Genomic DNA, 16,229 nt, shown 5'->3' on the forward strand with positions numbered 1-16,229 from the left:
AGCACCATTAGGTAAATGCTGAGAAGGGGGTTTATTAGTTTTAAGTAACTTAATATTTCAAAGGTGTATAAGACGTTATTAGAGGATGAGGTTAGCACCTTTAAACTAATTAAAAGGTGCTAAATAATTAATACTACTATTAATAAATATGTATTAAGTCGTTATTTTAAAGGTTTAGACTCAGTCATTTTTATACATTGAGTCCCACCATTGAGGTTCATCTTTTAGCTTTTTATCAAAGTATGCAAGCATGGTGTTCCACCAATCAAATCGTTTATCGCGTGCAAAAATTTGGTGGTCGGCGCCTTTGTATTCGATTAACTCTACGTCCTTATTAAGCAGTTTAAGCGCAGTGTACATGGTTAAACTTTCGCCAACAGGTACATTGGTATCGCTATCACCATGAAGAAGTAACATAGGAGTTGTTACTTTGTCGGCATGAAACACAGGGCTGTGCTTGCTGTAAAGCTCAGGGTTATTCCACGGAAAGCTATTTTTTGATGCTTCGCCAGAATATAAGTAGCCCCACCAACCTTCACCCCAATACGAGGTAATATTAGAAATACCCGCATGAGCTATTGAAGCACTAAATATATCGGTTTTAGTTGCCAATAACATGGTCATGAAGCCACCGTATGATGCCCCTAAATTTCCTATCTTTTCACTATCAACATAGTTGTATTTCTTTAAAAAGGCTTGCGTGCCTTCGATAATATCGTCTGCAGTGTAGTCGCCCCAGGCATTAACATGCTGCGCTGAAAACTTTTGTCCAAACCCTGTTGCGCCAGTAGGCTGTACTACATAAACAACGTAGCCATTTTCTGCCCATAAGTTAAACGGATAACGACCTGTAAAACCACGCGTAACTGGTGAAGTGCCGCCGTAGTAATACACGAGCGCCGGGTGCTTTTTAGTTTTATCTAAATTGCTAGGAATATAAACGCGGCCAGTTATTTCAACCCCATGTTTATTTTTAAAATTAAACTCCTCTAATGTAGGGAGTCGTGTATTTGCATAGCTACTTGGTTTTGAATCCCATATTAAATCTGTTTTATTTTTACTTACGTTAAGGCGTTTTAGCTGTTGTGGCGCTAAAGCGTTAGTGCCACTTAATAAAATTTCGGTATTACGGTCGTGTGAGTAACTAAATTGTTCAACAATATCCAATCCTGTATTTAACTTTTTAAAGCGCTGTTTACTTAAATCAAATAGGTAAAGCGGTTGAGTGTCTTGCTCTGTTACTTTAATGAGCGCATCGCCGTTTTCTAAAACTTGCAGTTGGCCAATAGCAGAATCGAATTGTTTACTAAGTGCTTTTACGTTTTTACCGCCTTCAGTAAGTAGGTAAAGTTGCCCGTCGTAGTTATTAGCAAGCATTGCTTTTGGTAGAGCTCTACCTACGCCATTTTTAAAGTCAGGGCCTGCAACCACATAAATATCTTTATTTGCGTATTTGGCTAAATTAAACGTTTTGAATTTACCAAGCGATGAAAGCTTGTTTGATTTTAAATCGAGTTCAGCTAACTCTGTTTCAGGGTGGGTTGATGCTTGCATTGCCATTACTGGGCGGCTCATTAATATTTTGCCACGGTTACTATTTGAATCTTCAAGGCTGTAAGAAAGAGGACCTTGGCTAAGTGCTTTTGTTAAACCACTTTTAGTATCAAGCATATAAATTTGGCTGGTGGTACGTGCATACGACCAGCGATCTTGTAGACCTTTATAGTGCTTGGTTAAGCTGTTAGTGCTCTCAGGTGATTTAGACCAGCTAAACAAAAGACTGGTGTCGTTATAAAAGGTAAAGCCATTGGCTCCTTCTAAATCGTTTGCTAATGTTTTTATTGAGAAGTTTTTACGGCTAAGTTGTTTAAGCTCACCATTTAACAAATACACTAAATATTGGTTATCTGGACTCCAAATAATGTTACTTGGTTGGCCTGCTTCGAAGCGATAAAGCGTTTGATTATCTGAATCTTTAAGTACAGTAACTGTATTTGCTTGGTTTTGTGTTTTATCGCTATAAGTGCGAGTAGTAGTAACGTACTGCTTAGCATTAGGTGCGAGTGATAATTGGCTGATTGTAGGGGCATCAAACAATTGCTTTGCAGATAAGCGTTTTGTTTGTGAGGCGCTAAGCGTAATTTTATCAACGTCGCTTTTAGGTGCAAAATCAAGCATTACGTCGTGCCAATTAGCTACTTGTTGGGCTACTATTAAAATAGAGTGAGTACTGTTATTTAAAGCTAACTTATAGCTATTTTTATCGCCTGTTTGTAGTTCGCCATTAATAAATAACTGACCTTGCTCAATCCCTTTTAAGGTAAGCGTACCTTGTGTAAAGCGGGTTGTTTCAATATTAAATTTTAGTGCCTGTAACCCACCTAAAGTGAGCGCATTGATTTTATTAAACGGCTGCCAGTTTTGTTTTTTCCCAAATACAGAAAAACTATCTGAGTCTGCTTGTAGTTGCGGCAATAGGTTATTAATAATGGCATTGCCATGAGGTGTTTGAAAAGGCTTTAACTGCATGTCTTCGGCAAGTGGGCCGATAAACTGAATTTTTGATTTATCCAATGGTGCAGCTATTGCAGCAAAGCTTAAACTGCTAAGCGTTAAAAGAGTCGCAGCATGCTTAAGTAGCTTATTTTGATGACACCAAGGTGCGCTAAATTTCATTATTATGCCTATTATTATTGGAAGTTTGGCCAAATATAGCATGTATTGATACCATGCTCACATATCCAATATAGAGGAGAGAAAGTGACTTTACTGATAGTTTATATGGTAGTGGCGATTGTTATTTCGTTTTTATGTTCTGTGATGGAGGCTGTGCTATTAAGTATTTCGCCCAGTTATGTTGCGTCACTTAGAAAAGATCACCCTGAGCTTGCTAAACAGCTCGAAAAACTTAAAAACAATATAGATCAGCCTTTAGCTGCTATTTTAACTTTAAATACGGTTGCCCATACTGCGGGTGCTGCTGGGGTAGGCGCACAGGCAGCTGTCGTGTTTTCCGATGCGGCTGTAGGCATTGCATCAGCCATTATGACATTCCTCGTATTAATTCTTTCTGAAATTATCCCTAAAACCTTGGGGGCTAATTACTGGCGAGCTCTAACGCCAAGTGTTACTTACGCTTTGCGGTTTTTAGTTATATCGCTAAAGCCTTTTGTATGGTTTGCACAAAAGCTAACAAATTTAATGGGTCCAAAGCACGATGAGGCTTACTATATTCGTCAAGAGATAGAGGCAATGGCTGATATAGGTACGGAGTCGGGTGCATTACATCAGGATGAGTCCGAAATAATTCGTAATTTATTGCATTTTAGACATGCAAAATTATGCGACTTAATGACGCCTCGAACTGTAATTTTTAAAATCCACAAAGACTTAACAGTGAATCAGTATTTAAACGATCACGGCTCGTCGTCATTTTCTCGTATATTGGTATTTGATAAAGACAGCGACGATATTGTTGGGTTTGTGCATAAAAACGATATTATGCTGGCATTTCACCGTTTAGGTACCGATTACAAAATTAGCAAATTGATTAAGCCTATTTATACGGTGCCGAGTTCTCAAAATGTATCGTCGTTACTGCAAACTCTTTTAACAAAGCGCACGCATATATGCCTAGTTGTAGATGAGTACGGTGACGTGCAAGGTATTGTAACGCTAGAGGATATGATTGAAGCTTTAATGGGGCTAGAGATTGTAGATGAGCGTGACCAATCTACTAATATGCGCGCAGTAGCAAGGCAGCGTTGGCACAAACGTTTAGCAAGTAGTGCGCATATAGTCAGTGAAGAAGATAAACACACTCGGGGTGATAATTAGTTAACCAGCCCCGATTAAATATTAATACCTCTTTAAGCGGGGCTGCCATCAGTTTTCAGCCAATCTTTAGCCCAAGATATAAATTCGTCTTGTGGTTTAGGGCGGCTAAATAAAAAACCTTGTATAGCTAGTTTTCTTTTATAATGCCTTAAATAAACGAGCTCTTCTGGGCGTTCAACGCCTTCTGCTACTAAGTCTAAATTATCTTTACTCGTAATATTAAATAACGAACTTACGACCACTTGAGAAAATAAATCTGTTTCTATATGGCTAATAAGTGAACGGTCTATTTTAATTTCAGTAAAAGGAAGATTTCGAAGCTGATTCATATTAGTAAAACCAACACCAAAGTCGTCTAGCGATATACCAAAGCCATGCATTCTTAATCTGTTTAGTGTTTCTAATTGCATTAGGCTTGAGAGTGCATGTTGTTCTGTTATTTCTATAATTATGTTACTAGGCGTGAGTTGGTTTAATTCTAAAATGAGCAGTAATTTATTAGGGCAGTTTAAGTCGTCGAGCTGAGTTGGCGATAAATTAAATGCCATTTTAAAATCATGACCTAGTTGCGCTTTCATATTTTTGAATTCGCTGGTGGCCTTTTCAAAAAGAGAAAATGTAATTTGATTAATTAAGTTGTGTTGCTCGGCAGTGTTTATAAAACGGTTAGGTAAAATAATATTGCCGTCTTTACTTGATAAAATACGTGCTAAGACTTCAACGCTTTCAATTTTATTGTTATCAGCGTTTATTTTTGGTTGGTAAAAAGGCGTTATTTCATCGTTTTCTAATGCATCAATAAGCTCATCTTTTGAAATGACTGACTCTTTTAATAAAGTGTGGCTGTTTAATTGCGCCACTTTAATAAGTAACCTACTAACCTGAGACAGTTGCACTGGCTTTGAAATATTACCAATGAGGTGAGCGTTATGTTGTTTCGCGAGATTGGCAGCTAAGCTAATAACTTTATGGTCCATTTCAGAAACAATTATAATACCGCCTTGATAATGTAACTCTCCTAAGTGGCGGATTAGTTCCATGCCGTCCATTTCGGGCATATTGAGATCAGTAAAAATAGCATCAAAGTAGTTGATATCCTCTTTAACTTTTTCAAGAGCTTCTTTTGCATTCAGGCACGTAGTTATAGTGTTAGACATACCCAATTCGTTAAGTATAGCTTCCATAACGATCAAAATTGCTTTTGAATCGTCAACAACTAAAATATTAGGCACTATTTTGTCCACTGTTATCCCTTTCAATGTATCGCTTGGAGTTACTATAAAAGTAGTAGTGTTTTTTTATTTTGTCAGTATCAAATACTTTTATTTTGAAAATAGTTACCTAGCACCTTCACTCGTGTTTTTAAGCTGATTAGGTATACTAGCGCCATTATTTTAAACGGTCTTAATTATGATAAGAATAGATCTTACTTTAGCCGAGCAACCATTTTCGCTTATGGTGTCTGGGCAAAGAATTGTGCAGGTATTTCACGCGCAACAAGCCATTACCTTTGATAACCCTCGTGAAAACTATTTTCAATTTACTTACGACAACAAAGTAATAGGTATCGATACAGCGGCGGTGAAAGAGCAAAGCATTTCGCTCTTTGTAGATGATCAATTTGCAACACAACTTGCGTTACCAGCACCTACAAATGGGTCACCTAAAAAAGGCTTTTTAGGTCTGGCTGCATTAGGTTTTAAGCTTTTTAAAAGTGCTAAAGTAATTAAAGTAGTGCTTGCAGGGGCTTCTGTTGCAGGCTATGCGTGGTTATTTAGTATAGAATTTGCATTAATGCTAATTGGGTGTTTAGTTGTACACGAATACGGCCATGTGCGAGCAATGAAATACTTTGGCATAAAAACTAAAGGTATTTACTTAATCCCATTTGTAGGTGGGCTAGCTGTAAGTGACGATAAAATAACGACTCGTTGGCAAGATGTCGTTATATCGCTAATGGGGCCTGCATTTGGTTTAATTACCTCGGTACTGGGTGTCGTTTTATATTACGCCACCGAGATGGAAATATTTGCAGGTGTGGCGGTTCTTAGTGCGTTATTAAATTTATTCAACTTGTTACCAATTTTGCCGCTTGATGGCGGGCATGTATTAAAAAGTATCAGCTTTTCAATGCGTTCATGGATTGGTTTAAGTGTATGTTTACTCGGTGTACTGTTTGGTTTATGGCTGAGCTACACATTTGGCTTAATGTTACTGGTATTCTTTTTGTTTGTAGGTGCGCTGGAAATTGTATTTGAATGGCGAGGCCGTCACTATTCACATTTAATGCCACTAGATAAATATGGCCAAGGTTTTTCAGCGGTTATGTATGCAATTGTAGTAGCTGGGCATGTAGCTGTAATGATGCACTTTGCCGATTCGGAAAATCCAATATTGAGCCTGCCGATGACTATTTTATCGAGCTAGTATTTTTATTTTTTCTAACTAAATAAGTTAGTTTTTTGCATTAATATTTTATTTTTCGACTTTTATGTTGATTTATTGTTAATTGAATTCTAGTGTAATATAAATTAGAACAATCTTAGCGGATCAACTGGATGTTATTTAGAAAGGAAGCTGTCGCTCAGCAAAGTGAGCGTTTAACTGGTGTGATTACGCTAGCACAACCACTATCAATAAAACTTATCGTATTTGTTTTGGTATGTATTGCGATTGTAGTGATAAGCTTTTTATTTACAGCAGAATATTCACGCAAGGAAACAGTGCGGGGGTTTTTAATACCCAATAAAGGGATAATCCAAAGCTTTGCTAGTCAAGGTGGTATGATTGAGCTGCTATTTGTACAAGAGGGTGATGCCGTTACTAAAGGTCAGCCGTTGGCGACCATTATTGTGCAGCAAAATAACAGCCAAGGCATAGCCTTGAGTACCCAGCTTGTTGAGCAGCTAAGTATGCAAATACAGTTGCTCAATGATGAGATAACACAAAACCTTACCCTACAAAAGCAAGAGTCACTTAACTTGCACGCGCAAAAACGTGCACTTACTAATGAGCAAGCTGCATTACAAAGTCAACTTGCTCTAGCTGATGAAAAATTAGGGCTACTTAACCGCCAACAAAGCAACCTTAATCAACTTAATAAAAATGGCTTTTTATCAAACATCGAGCGAGAGCAACAGCAGCAAGCCCTGTTAGATGCTAAGCAAGAAAAACAAAACCTAGCGCGCTTGCTGATGCAGCAAGAAAACCAATTAAGTCAACTTAGCTTTAATATTGCCAATGTGCCCCAGCAGTATACGTTGCGTATAAATAGTCTTAAACGCCAACAAGCGGATATTCAAAACCAGCTCACACAAATTAAAAGTAACTATCAATATACCATAACAGCCAGTAACAGCGGTGTTGTTACTGGCATTCAAGTGGTTGAAGGCGAAACACTTACCCAAGCCAAACCACTGTTGCATATTATTCCCGAAGGCTCAGAGCTAGTAGCAGAGTTGCTGCTACCAACACGTTCAGCAGGCTTTATACAGCTAGGTAACGATACGCGCCTGCGTTTTGATGCTTTCCCTTATCAACGCTTTGGTTTCATTAACAGTAAAATTATCCGCATCGACAAAGCACTCATTACCCCAAATGAAATACGCCTGCCTATTACCCTGCAAGAGCCTGTGTACCGTTTGCGAGCAACACTCAGCCAACAGCAAATGCAGGCCTATGGTAAGGCGTTTGAGCTGAAAAGCGGCATGTTGTTTGAGGCAGATATTATGTTGGAGCAGCGCACATTAATCGAGTGGTTACTCGAGCCACTGTACAGCCTAAAAGGGCGCGTAAGTTAAGTGTAGCGTTTTATAAAATGAAGAAAAATTTGAAAGTTTTGGTGGTTTGCTAAATGCAAACAACCGAAAAAGACGGCCAGCTTTAGTTAACTTTAGCGAGCAGCTAAAGCCAGCCTATTAATCGCTCACCTTTATTGAAGGGGAGCATATTAACAACCCGATGACTTAACTAAAAAGCATCGGATTTATGGAGTATAACATTATGCGTGAATTAAACGTAAATGAAATTAAAGACGTAAATGGTGGTAATCCTATAGTTGTAGCACTTATTGCTTATAGAATTTATAAAATAGTTAAAGCAGGAACGAAAGCTACGGCTGCTGCTGCAGCTTTAGGCGGTGCTGGTGTTGTAGGTAACGAAGTTGGAAAAGCTTTAGCTAATTAATAAGGGACTAATTATGAGAGAGTTAACCAAGAAAGAGCAAAGTAATGTTAGTGGTGGTTTTCCTATATTAGGAGCTATAGCTGCTACTTTTATTGCAGGGGTTATTGTTGGCTATGCACATGAAAAGTACAAACAATACCAAAGTTCTAAAGAAACAAAACAAGCAGGGTGTGAACCGACCTGTTAACTAGCATATTTAGCTGAAAGAGGTAATAGAGTAGCTTTTTAAAGCTGCTCTAAAAAGCCGCAGGAAAATGTATGAATAATATTCAAAAAATTATCTTATCTTTACTTTATATTTTATTAATTCATTTGATCTTTAATATTTATGAAAAAATAATAAGTCCTGATTTATATTATCCATTATATATAATATTTTTAATGATCCCATCTTATTATTTATATGAATATTTAAAAAATATTAGAAAATAAAACTACTTTAGTTTCGTTGGCAGTTACTAAGAGGAGTTTTATCGTAAAGGTTGAGGCTATTAATGATACTTTTTCAGCTAGACAGAGGGATTAGAAAGTATTTCTAATCTGAATATACGTGTCGCCAAAATAGATATTTTAGTTGTAATTATTGAGATAGCGTCAGTTTTTATTTGTGCATACATATCTAGAAGAAAGTAAAACTATATAGAAAACTTCTTAGTTGCACTTCCATTCTGCCATCTTATTTATAGTGGTAATAATATTAACAACGGAAAATTTACCCTTTATCATGCAAGCTACAATAGAATTTAAAATAAACATGTCAGTTCCTCTAATTCTCCAATCCGAAATAGCTGAATGCGGCCTAGCCTCTGTGGCAATGGTGGCAAGCTATCACGGTCATAGGCTGGATATGCCAGCCATGCGTAAGCGCTTTTCGGCTAATTTAAAGGGGATGAACTTACAGCAACTGATTGAGCTAGGTGATAATTTAGGGCTAGCTAGCCGTGCGCTACAATGTCCGCTTGATGAAGTGCATAAACTACAAACGCCGTGTATATTGCACTGGGATATGAATCATTTTGTGGTATTGACCAAAGTCTCTGGTAAAGGATCTTCAGCTAAGTTTGCTATAAACGACCCTGCTGTAGGTAAACGCAGTTTAAATAGTAATGAGTTTAGTAAACACTTTACCGGTATTTGTTTAGAGCTGACTCCAACCAGTCAGTTTGAAGCCAAACAAGAACAAGTACAGATGAAGTTTACCCAACTTTGGAGCTCGATGAAGGGCTTAAAAGCAGGGCTAATAAAACTGATTGCGTTGTCACTGGTATTGCAATTATTTGCTTTGATGACCCCTTATTATATGCAGTGGGTGGTGGATGAAGTACTAATCAGTTTTGATGAATCGTTATTAACGGTACTTGCCATGGGTTTTGCATTAATTGCGATAATTTCAGTGGTGACTAATGCGGTACGAAGTTGGTTGATTTTACGGCTTTCGAGTTTGCTCAATATGCAAATGGGCGTGAACTTGCTTAGGCATTTATTACGTTTACCTATGAATTATTTTGAGTCGCGCCATGTCGGCGATATTGTGTCGCGCTTTGGCTCATTAGCGCAAATACGTGAGCGTATTACCACGGGGTTTGTAGAAACACTGGTCGATGGCGTGATGGCTATTACCGTATTGATTATGATGCTAATTTATTCGCTAAAGCTCACTGCAATAGTTGTAGGTGCAATTGTGCTTTACACCTTAGTACGTTTAGCGCTGTATAGGCCGCTGCACCAAGCTACTGAAGAAATGATTCAATCATCTGCCAAAGAGCAATCGAACTTTTTAGAAAATATTCGCGGTATGCAAACTATAAAATTGTTTGGTAATGAATCGCAGCGCCAAGGCATTTGGCAAAACCGTTATGCTGAAGTCATTAATAGTGAAATCCGTTTAGGGCGTTTAAACATTAGCTTTGATTCATTTAATAAACTGTTATTTGGCCTTGAAAATGTATTGGTGATTTACTTTGCTGCATTACTAGTTATGAACAATAGCTTGTCTGTTGGTATGGTACTGGCGTTTATTGCTTATAAAAACCAGTTAACCAGCCGCTTTGCCAACTTAATTGAGCAAATTATTCAATTCAAAATGATGCGCTTACACTTAGACCGTATTGCAGATATAGCACTCACGAAACAAGAAGCTAATCGTGACGGTGAAATGGCCTATACAGGTGATGACGAAGGTAAAGTGAGAGGTCAGCTTACGCTCGAAAATATTTGCTTTAGTTACAGTGAAGAGCAAGTGCCGATTTTAAACAATGTTAATTTAACGCTGAATTCCGGTGACTCGATTGCGATTACGGGTCCGTCAGGTGCGGGTAAAACTACGTTGATGAAAATAATGCTAGGGTTATTACAGCCAACCTCAGGGACTGTGTTGCTTGATGGCAAAGATATTACTCAGCTTGGCCTTAAAAACTACCGCAAACAAATAGCTGCAGTAATGCAGGATGACACATTGTTAGCTGGCTCAATCGCTGATAACATCAGTTTTTTTGACCCACAGCCGAATTATTTAAAAATAGAGACGTGTGCTCGTCATGCGGCTATTCATGATGATATTACCAAAATGACTATGGGCTATAACTCATTAGTTGGGGACATGGGATCAAACTTATCGGGCGGGCAGGTACAGCGTTTACTTCTTGCTCGCGCATTGTATCAATCGCCCTGCGTGTTGTTTATGGATGAAGCAACTAGTCATTTAGATAAAGACAACGAAGCGAAAATAAGTGAACAAATTCAGCACTTACCCATCACACGGATTATGATTGCTCATCGCCAAGAAACCATTAACATGGCCAGCAAAGTCTATCAACTGAAAGAGGGTAGGTTGGTGGAGCTACAACAGCAGAGCGAGAGTGCATAAAATGACCAGTGCTTGTGTTTTACACGCCTTTTTATTATGTTTACATTTAATAAAAGCTCAATACCAGCGATATAAAAACCCCAGTTACAAACAACTGCACAACACAAAACCCCATAATATCTTTTGCTTTTAAGCCTGCGATAGCAAGGACGGGTAATGCCCAAAAAGGTTGAATTAAATTAGTCCACGCATCACCCCACGCAACAGCCATTGCAACGCGAGATATATCGGCGCCTAGCTCTTGCGCTGCGGGTATTACAATGGGTGCTTGTACAGCCCATTGGCCACCGCCAGAGGGAACAAACATATTAACGAGCCCTGCACTTATAAAACTAAAGAATGGCAAGCTATCAGCATCTGCAACGGCAATAAAGCCACGTGATATCTGTTGTGCTAATCCGCTATCAACCATTACCGCCATGATGCCGGCATAAAAAGGAAATTGAATAACAATGCCAGCCCCGCTTGGAATTGCTTGTTGCAGACTGTTAAGTAAATTATGGGGTGTTTGATGCAGCGTAATAGCTAAAAACAAAAATACGGCAATAACGCTATTAAGGTTTAAGTTTCCGCCAGTAATAAAGAAGTAATAGCCTAAATATGCCAAACCTAATAAGCCAATTGTCATACCGAGTAGTTTACTTTGTTCCAAATGTTGGGCAGGTCTGGTTATTGTTGTGGGCTTAGGTGTTGTCTCTTGTAAAAGAGCTGGGTCGATATATACGCTTTCTTGCTCGCTTGGCAGCATATAGCGATTAACGAGCGGCATAATAATGAATAAACCAACTAATATGGCTATATTAAAGCCCGCAAATAAAGTGTGCTCTGTACTAATAATACCAATACTGTCCTCTGAAAAGTGGCCTTCGGTTGCAATAGTTAAAGGAATCGAACCGGCTAATCCGCCATGCCATACAACAAAACCTGAGTAAGCGCTGGCTACTAATAATCGATAATCAACACGAGTATGTTTAGCAATTGCTTTGGCAAAAAGGGCACCAATAACTAAGCCAAATCCCCAATTTATCCAGCTCGCTAAAAGCGAAATAAGCGTGACTAATATAATTGCTTTAGGTGCGGTGCTTGCAAATGTTGCTAGTTTTTCTAATAACTTACTTATAGGTGGCGTACTTGCCAACATGTAGCCTGTAACTAACACTAGTAGCATTTGCATAGCAAAACTTAATAAGTTCCAAAATCCACCTCCCCACGCTTGTAATACTTCAATGTTGGTTGCGGTTGTAAATAAGCTCGCACTAATAAGGGTGATTATTGTAAGTAAAATTACAAATATAAAAGGGTCGGGAAGATAACGCTCTACAATTTTAGTAAAAGGGCGGGCTATTTTATTAAGCATAAGCACAACTGTTTTGGTTATTATTTTAACGCTAATTAATCATGAAAAATCACCATTGGCAAACAGCATTTAGTCTTATATTTGCGGTTAAAAGCTTAAACATTGCTTAAAAGCATCGCTTACAGTAACGTACTGTTTATAGATAATTTACTAACGAAGACTTTGTATTATGCCGGTGATATTTAAAAGGCTAGCGTTACTTGTTCGCGCTCATATAGATCAGTTGAGTTGGCAAGCAGTGGCATTAGCTATTTTGACTCATATGCTATTAACATGGAGCTTACTATTTATAGCGAATGAGAAAGCGTTAACCTCGCTTACTACCTTTTTTTACTATTACACAGTAACAACATCAACAGTGGGATATGGTGACTTTAGTCCAACTACTGATCTTGGTCGTTGGGTGGTTGCATTAATACAAATTCCATTTGGTTTAGCTTTATTTGGTGTTTTGCTAGGAAAAGCAGGACAAACTGTTACTTACTTAATTAGGCGCGCTATGACTGGTGATAAAAACTTTGCCCACAGTAACCACCATATTATTATTTTTGGTTGGCATGACACTCGTACAAAAAAGATGATTGATTACATTTTGGCAGATACGAAGCGAACTGACCGTCGTATTTTACTCGCAGTAACAGAGCAAATGGATCATCCTTTTTTAGCTAACGAAAGCGTTGATTTTGCACGTTTAACGAGTTTTACAAATTTAGCTGAACTAGAGCGTGTAGCTATTCGTAGTGCTGATAAGGTGATTATTGATGGTCAAGATGACGACCAGACATTTACGACAGCCCTGCGCATAAGTCGCTTAGTAAAAGATGATTGTCATATAAGTGCTCACTTTTTAGATGAAACTAAAGTTGAGATGATGTTAGAGCATTGCCAAAATGTAGAATGTAGTAGTGCAAAATCAGCTGAGATATTAGTACGCTCAATGCAAGATCCAGGTTCGAGCCGTGTGCAAGAGGAGCTGCTATCTACTTTGCACGGCGATACACAATTTAGCTTGAAAGTACCAAGTGGCTGCAAAGATATGGAGTTTGGTACTTTGTTTCATCATTTTAAGCTTGAGCATGATGCAATACTGTTAGGTGTTGCCCATAATTTAAGTGCGCAAAATATGGATTTAAACCCACCATTAGATTACAAAGTAAGTGAAGGCGATATTTTGCACTATATATCGGTAGATCGAGTATTAAGTAGTGAAGTAGACTGGTCGAGCCTAGAAAAATAATGAATGAAGTTGTATTTTTAATTGTTGTTTTAAGTGCTTACATATTACCTGTCGTTATTGTACTTAACAGTAAGCGTACACAGGGTCATGAAAAGAATGGCTGGCTAATGGGAATCATTATATTTTCTTGGTTAGGTTTAATGATGTACTTTACCATTGTGCCCAAGCATAGGCACAAAAAGAAAAAGGCTAAATAGAGTAATTAGCCTTTATAGCCGTTTTCGTTGGAATAATTACTCTTCCAACTGTTTGAGTTTATGCTCAATTAGAGGGTCGTCAGGTAGAAGTTGCTGGGCGACTTCTAATAGCTGAATAGCATCATTAGGGTGCTCATCTTGGTGCTTAAGTGCCACATCTATTAATGGCTGAATATCAATTTTTGCTTGATGCTCTTGTACATACACTTCTTTTTCATCAGCTAAAATTTTATGCGCTGTACTCAATAATGCTAAACGATGGGGAGAGTCTGCATTAGCCGTATTGAGACTTTGATAATAATCTTCTTTTAAGCGTAAGGTTTTGGTTTGCAGGCGAAACTGTGCAATATCGATTTGCTGATGTTGAATGAAATCAACGGCTACTTGCTTATAAAACCCAAACTTATTCAAATATGTAGCGTGTGTGCCATGTCCCATACCAAATACTCGCAAGTGAGTTAACTGCTTATAGCGCTTGGCGTGCATTCGGTCTATACGATTAGTAGGATCGTAAATAATATAGCCTTGGGCATCTCCTAAATCTAGATCGTGATAATCTTGTTGCCAGTCAAACTGCTGAGCTATATCGGTACTAGAGCGGTCATCCCACGGTACTAATTCTTTATTTTTAGTACTTACCGGGTGAAAGAACAGTACTTGGTTTAGCTTTAATAGTTTAGCAAAAGCGCCAACAGCAAATCCGCCACGGCTTAAGCCATAGCCTAATCGACAATTAAACGGCGTAAGTAATGTTGATAATTGCTCGAGAAAAAAGATTAAATTACGATTACGAAACCAATTACTTTTACCTAAATGCTGAAAAGCGATTACGTTTACGTTTTGTTTTTGAGCCAAGTGATAACCCCATGGTGCAAAATCAGGGTGAAGATCTTGCTCTTGCACGTTAGTGCCTGCGGGTGAAAAGGTAAAAAGCAGGGGCTTATTAACGTCAACAAAATCATACTTAACAAATACATCGCCGAGTAAATCACTACCCGTCATGGGTAATCGAGTTTGTTGCTCATTGCGCGGGAGAGTTAACCATTCATCTAACCAATACAGTAATTTCATTAATCCTCCAGCTATAAGTCAGCATAGATCATATCAAACTCAATGAAATTAGGTCAAACCGAGAGGGTGTTACTGCGCCATTTTGATTATTTCATCCCAGTCATTTTTAGTAACAGGCATTATTGATAGTCGTCCGCCTTTTTTAAGTGCGATTTCAGTAATATTATTATTGGCTTTAATATCTTTAAGGCTAATTAATTTTTTTAAATGGCTTTGATAAGTAACTTCAACAACAACCCAGCGTGGTTTGGCGCTGGTGGCTTTTGCATCGTAATAGTCGCTACTTAAATCAAACTGAGTAGGGTCAGGGTAGGCATCGTGTGTCACTTCGGCAATACCCGCTACACCTACGTGTTTACAGCTTGAATGGTAAATCATCACTGAATCACCGAGCTTAACGCCATCACGCATGAAGTTTCGCGCTTGGTAATTACGCACGCCTTCCCAAAGAGTCGTTTGTTTTGGTGCGTTTTTTAAATCATCTAATGAAAACGCATCGGGTTCAGTTTTAAATAGCCAGTAAGCCATAACAGTATTCCTAACAAATATTTACTTCCCACTATTGTATAGTATCATTTGGATACTAGGGTAATGAGGAAGAAGTAATGAGCCAAGTATTAGATGATTTATTGTCGTTGTTAACACTTGAAGAAATTGAGCAAGGTTTATATCGAGGACAAAGCCAAGATTTAGGCTTTGGTGCTGTGTTTGGCGGTCAAGTTATGGGGCAGGCGCTTTCTGCCGCTAAAGAAACTCTACCTGAGGGGCGTATAGTTCACTCATTACATTCTTACTTTTTACGCCCAGGCGATCCAGCTAAACCGATTGTTTATGATGTAGAAACTATTCGCGATGGAAAGAGCTTTAGTACTCGCCGAGTAAAAGCGATTCAGTACGGTAAGCCAATTTTTTATATGACAGCGTCGTTTCAGGGTGAAGAAAATGGTTTGTCGCATCAAGCAACAATGCCTGATGTACCCGCACCTGAAGAGTTACGCTCATCACTTGAGTTTTATCAAGATAACGCTTCGCATATCCCTGAAGTTATCCGTAATAAGTTTACCCGTGAAATGCCAATTGAAATGAGACCGGTTACTTTTCATAACCCGTTTAAACCAGAAGTTATGGAGCCGGTAAAGCATATTTGGTTTAAAGCTAATGGTGAAATGCCAGACGATCAGCGCATCCATAATTACTTATTAGCGTATGCCTCTGACTTTGAGTTTTTACCAACAGCATTGCAGCCTCATGGTGTATCGTTTATGCAGCCAAATATGCAAGTAGCTACTATTGATCATGCAATGTGGTTTCATCGCCCATTTAGAATGGATGATTGGATTTTGTATTCAATTGATAGTCCAAGTGCGAGTAATGGGTGTGGTTTGGTACGCGGGCAGTTTTTTGATCGCCAAGGCAACTTGGTTGCCTCAACAATGCAAGAAGGGGTTATGCGTCAGCGCTAACCCCCTTTTATGGATA

The 16,229-nt window shown here is 38.5% G+C and carries 14 protein-coding genes; 9 read left to right on the forward strand and 5 right to left on the reverse strand.

Translation table 11 applies throughout. The features are described from left to right. Positions 1 to 180: 180 nt before the first annotated feature. A complete protein-coding gene (locus QL995_RS09165) occupies positions 181 to 2,676 on the reverse strand; it encodes a prolyl oligopeptidase family serine peptidase (protein ID WP_290294030.1) in 2,496 nt (831 codons plus the stop codon). 84 nt (positions 2,677 to 2,760) lie between these two features. On the opposite strand from QL995_RS09165, the gene QL995_RS09170 reads away from it, so the two are divergent. Beyond that, entirely contained in the window at positions 2,761 to 3,837 is a 1,077-nt protein-coding gene (locus QL995_RS09170; RefSeq protein ID WP_024590554.1) for a hemolysin family protein, read from the forward strand. Between the two features lie 32 nt (positions 3,838 to 3,869). Here QL995_RS09170 and QL995_RS09175 read toward each other — a convergent pair whose 3' ends face one another. Then, a complete protein-coding gene (locus QL995_RS09175) occupies positions 3,870 to 5,081 on the reverse strand; it encodes an EAL domain-containing response regulator (RefSeq protein ID WP_290294032.1) in 1,212 nt (403 codons plus the stop codon). Between the two features lie 166 nt (positions 5,082 to 5,247). Here QL995_RS09175 and QL995_RS09180 point away from each other — a divergent pair, with 166 nt between their 5' ends. The 5 genes from QL995_RS09180 to QL995_RS09200 all read left to right on the forward strand — a co-directional run bounded on the left by QL995_RS09180 (position 5,248) and on the right by QL995_RS09200 (position 10,888). Continuing rightward, the gene (locus QL995_RS09180; protein ID WP_101217613.1) at positions 5,248 to 6,264 is read left to right on the forward strand and encodes a site-2 protease family protein; all 1,017 of its coding nucleotides are present in this window, start codon (positions 5,248 to 5,250) and stop codon (positions 6,262 to 6,264) included. A 131-nt stretch (positions 6,265 to 6,395) separates the two neighbouring features. Further along, positions 6,396 to 7,637, forward strand: coding sequence for an HlyD family efflux transporter periplasmic adaptor subunit (locus tag QL995_RS09185; RefSeq protein ID WP_290294033.1), 1,242 nt, complete (start codon positions 6,396 to 6,398; stop codon positions 7,635 to 7,637). Positions 7,638 to 7,839: 202 nt separating this feature from the next. Continuing rightward, positions 7,840 to 8,022: a hypothetical protein gene (locus QL995_RS09190; RefSeq protein ID WP_290294034.1), complete on the forward strand. Its 183-nt coding sequence runs from the start codon at positions 7,840 to 7,842 to the stop codon at positions 8,020 to 8,022. Between the two features lie 13 nt (positions 8,023 to 8,035). Further along, positions 8,036 to 8,209, forward strand: a complete 174-nt coding sequence (locus tag QL995_RS09195) for a hypothetical protein (protein ID WP_155945840.1) — start codon at positions 8,036 to 8,038, stop codon at positions 8,207 to 8,209. 567 nt (positions 8,210 to 8,776) lie between these two features. Further along, positions 8,777 to 10,888, forward strand: a complete 2,112-nt coding sequence (locus QL995_RS09200; RefSeq protein WP_290294035.1) for a peptidase domain-containing ABC transporter — start codon at positions 8,777 to 8,779, stop codon at positions 10,886 to 10,888. A gap of 46 nt (positions 10,889 to 10,934) precedes the next feature. Here the strand turns inward: QL995_RS09200 and QL995_RS09205 are convergent, their stop codons facing one another. After that, positions 10,935 to 12,245, reverse strand: a complete 1,311-nt coding sequence (locus tag QL995_RS09205; RefSeq protein WP_290294036.1) for a TIGR00366 family protein — start codon at positions 12,243 to 12,245, stop codon at positions 10,935 to 10,937. Between the two features lie 169 nt (positions 12,246 to 12,414). Between QL995_RS09205 and QL995_RS09210 the strand changes: the two genes are divergently transcribed. Continuing rightward, the gene (locus tag QL995_RS09210; protein WP_007587041.1) at positions 12,415 to 13,482 is read left to right on the forward strand and encodes a potassium channel family protein; all 1,068 of its coding nucleotides are present in this window, start codon (positions 12,415 to 12,417) and stop codon (positions 13,480 to 13,482) included. Further along, positions 13,482 to 13,679, forward strand: coding sequence for a PLDc N-terminal domain-containing protein (locus QL995_RS09215; protein WP_007587044.1), 198 nt, complete (start codon positions 13,482 to 13,484; stop codon positions 13,677 to 13,679). The genes QL995_RS09210 and QL995_RS09215 overlap by 1 nt, the downstream gene beginning before the upstream one ends. Before the next feature lie 36 nt (positions 13,680 to 13,715). Here QL995_RS09215 and QL995_RS09220 read toward each other — a convergent pair whose 3' ends face one another. Beyond that, positions 13,716 to 14,750 carry a hypothetical protein gene (locus QL995_RS09220; protein ID WP_007587047.1) on the reverse strand — a complete coding sequence of 345 codons (1,035 nt, stop codon included), beginning with the start codon at positions 14,748 to 14,750 and terminating at the stop codon, positions 13,716 to 13,718. A 69-nt stretch (positions 14,751 to 14,819) separates the two neighbouring features. Continuing rightward, positions 14,820 to 15,278 carry an EVE domain-containing protein gene (locus tag QL995_RS09225; RefSeq protein ID WP_290294037.1) on the reverse strand — a complete coding sequence of 153 codons (459 nt, stop codon included), beginning with the start codon at positions 15,276 to 15,278 and terminating at the stop codon, positions 14,820 to 14,822. Positions 15,279 to 15,355: 77 nt separating this feature from the next. On the opposite strand from QL995_RS09225, the gene tesB reads away from it, so the two are divergent. Continuing rightward, positions 15,356 to 16,213, forward strand: a complete 858-nt coding sequence (gene tesB, locus QL995_RS09230; RefSeq protein ID WP_002957902.1) for an acyl-CoA thioesterase II — start codon at positions 15,356 to 15,358, stop codon at positions 16,211 to 16,213. Positions 16,214 to 16,229 lie beyond the last annotated feature (16 nt).

Source organism: Pseudoalteromonas sp. APC 3358 (genome assembly GCF_030408075.1).
Taxonomy (GTDB): domain Bacteria; phylum Pseudomonadota; class Gammaproteobacteria; order Enterobacterales; family Alteromonadaceae; genus Pseudoalteromonas; species Pseudoalteromonas arctica.

What these genes read in the sequence shown, in the direction of transcription:
- QL995_RS09165 (WP_290294030.1), bottom strand. Translation starts at nt 2,676, where the DNA reads ATGAAATTTAGCGCACCTTGGTGTCATCAAAATAAGCTACTTAAGCAT.
- QL995_RS09180 (WP_101217613.1), top strand. Translation starts at nt 5,248, where the DNA reads ATGATAAGAATAGATCTTACTTTAGCCGAGCAACCATTTTCGCTTATG.
- QL995_RS09185 (WP_290294033.1), top strand. Translation starts at nt 6,396, where the DNA reads ATGTTATTTAGAAAGGAAGCTGTCGCTCAGCAAAGTGAGCGTTTAACT.
- QL995_RS09190 (WP_290294034.1), top strand. Translation starts at nt 7,840, where the DNA reads ATGCGTGAATTAAACGTAAATGAAATTAAAGACGTAAATGGTGGTAAT.
- QL995_RS09195 (WP_155945840.1), top strand. Translation starts at nt 8,036, where the DNA reads ATGAGAGAGTTAACCAAGAAAGAGCAAAGTAATGTTAGTGGTGGTTTT.
- QL995_RS09200 (WP_290294035.1), top strand. Translation starts at nt 8,777, where the DNA reads ATGTCAGTTCCTCTAATTCTCCAATCCGAAATAGCTGAATGCGGCCTA.
- QL995_RS09205 (WP_290294036.1), bottom strand. Translation starts at nt 12,245, where the DNA reads ATGCTTAATAAAATAGCCCGCCCTTTTACTAAAATTGTAGAGCGTTAT.
- QL995_RS09210 (WP_007587041.1), top strand. Translation starts at nt 12,415, where the DNA reads ATGCCGGTGATATTTAAAAGGCTAGCGTTACTTGTTCGCGCTCATATA.
- QL995_RS09215 (WP_007587044.1), top strand. Translation starts at nt 13,482, where the DNA reads ATGAATGAAGTTGTATTTTTAATTGTTGTTTTAAGTGCTTACATATTA.
- QL995_RS09220 (WP_007587047.1), bottom strand. Translation starts at nt 14,750, where the DNA reads ATGAAATTACTGTATTGGTTAGATGAATGGTTAACTCTCCCGCGCAAT.
- QL995_RS09225 (WP_290294037.1), bottom strand. Translation starts at nt 15,278, where the DNA reads ATGGCTTACTGGCTATTTAAAACTGAACCCGATGCGTTTTCATTAGAT.
- tesB (WP_002957902.1), top strand. Translation starts at nt 15,356, where the DNA reads ATGAGCCAAGTATTAGATGATTTATTGTCGTTGTTAACACTTGAAGAA.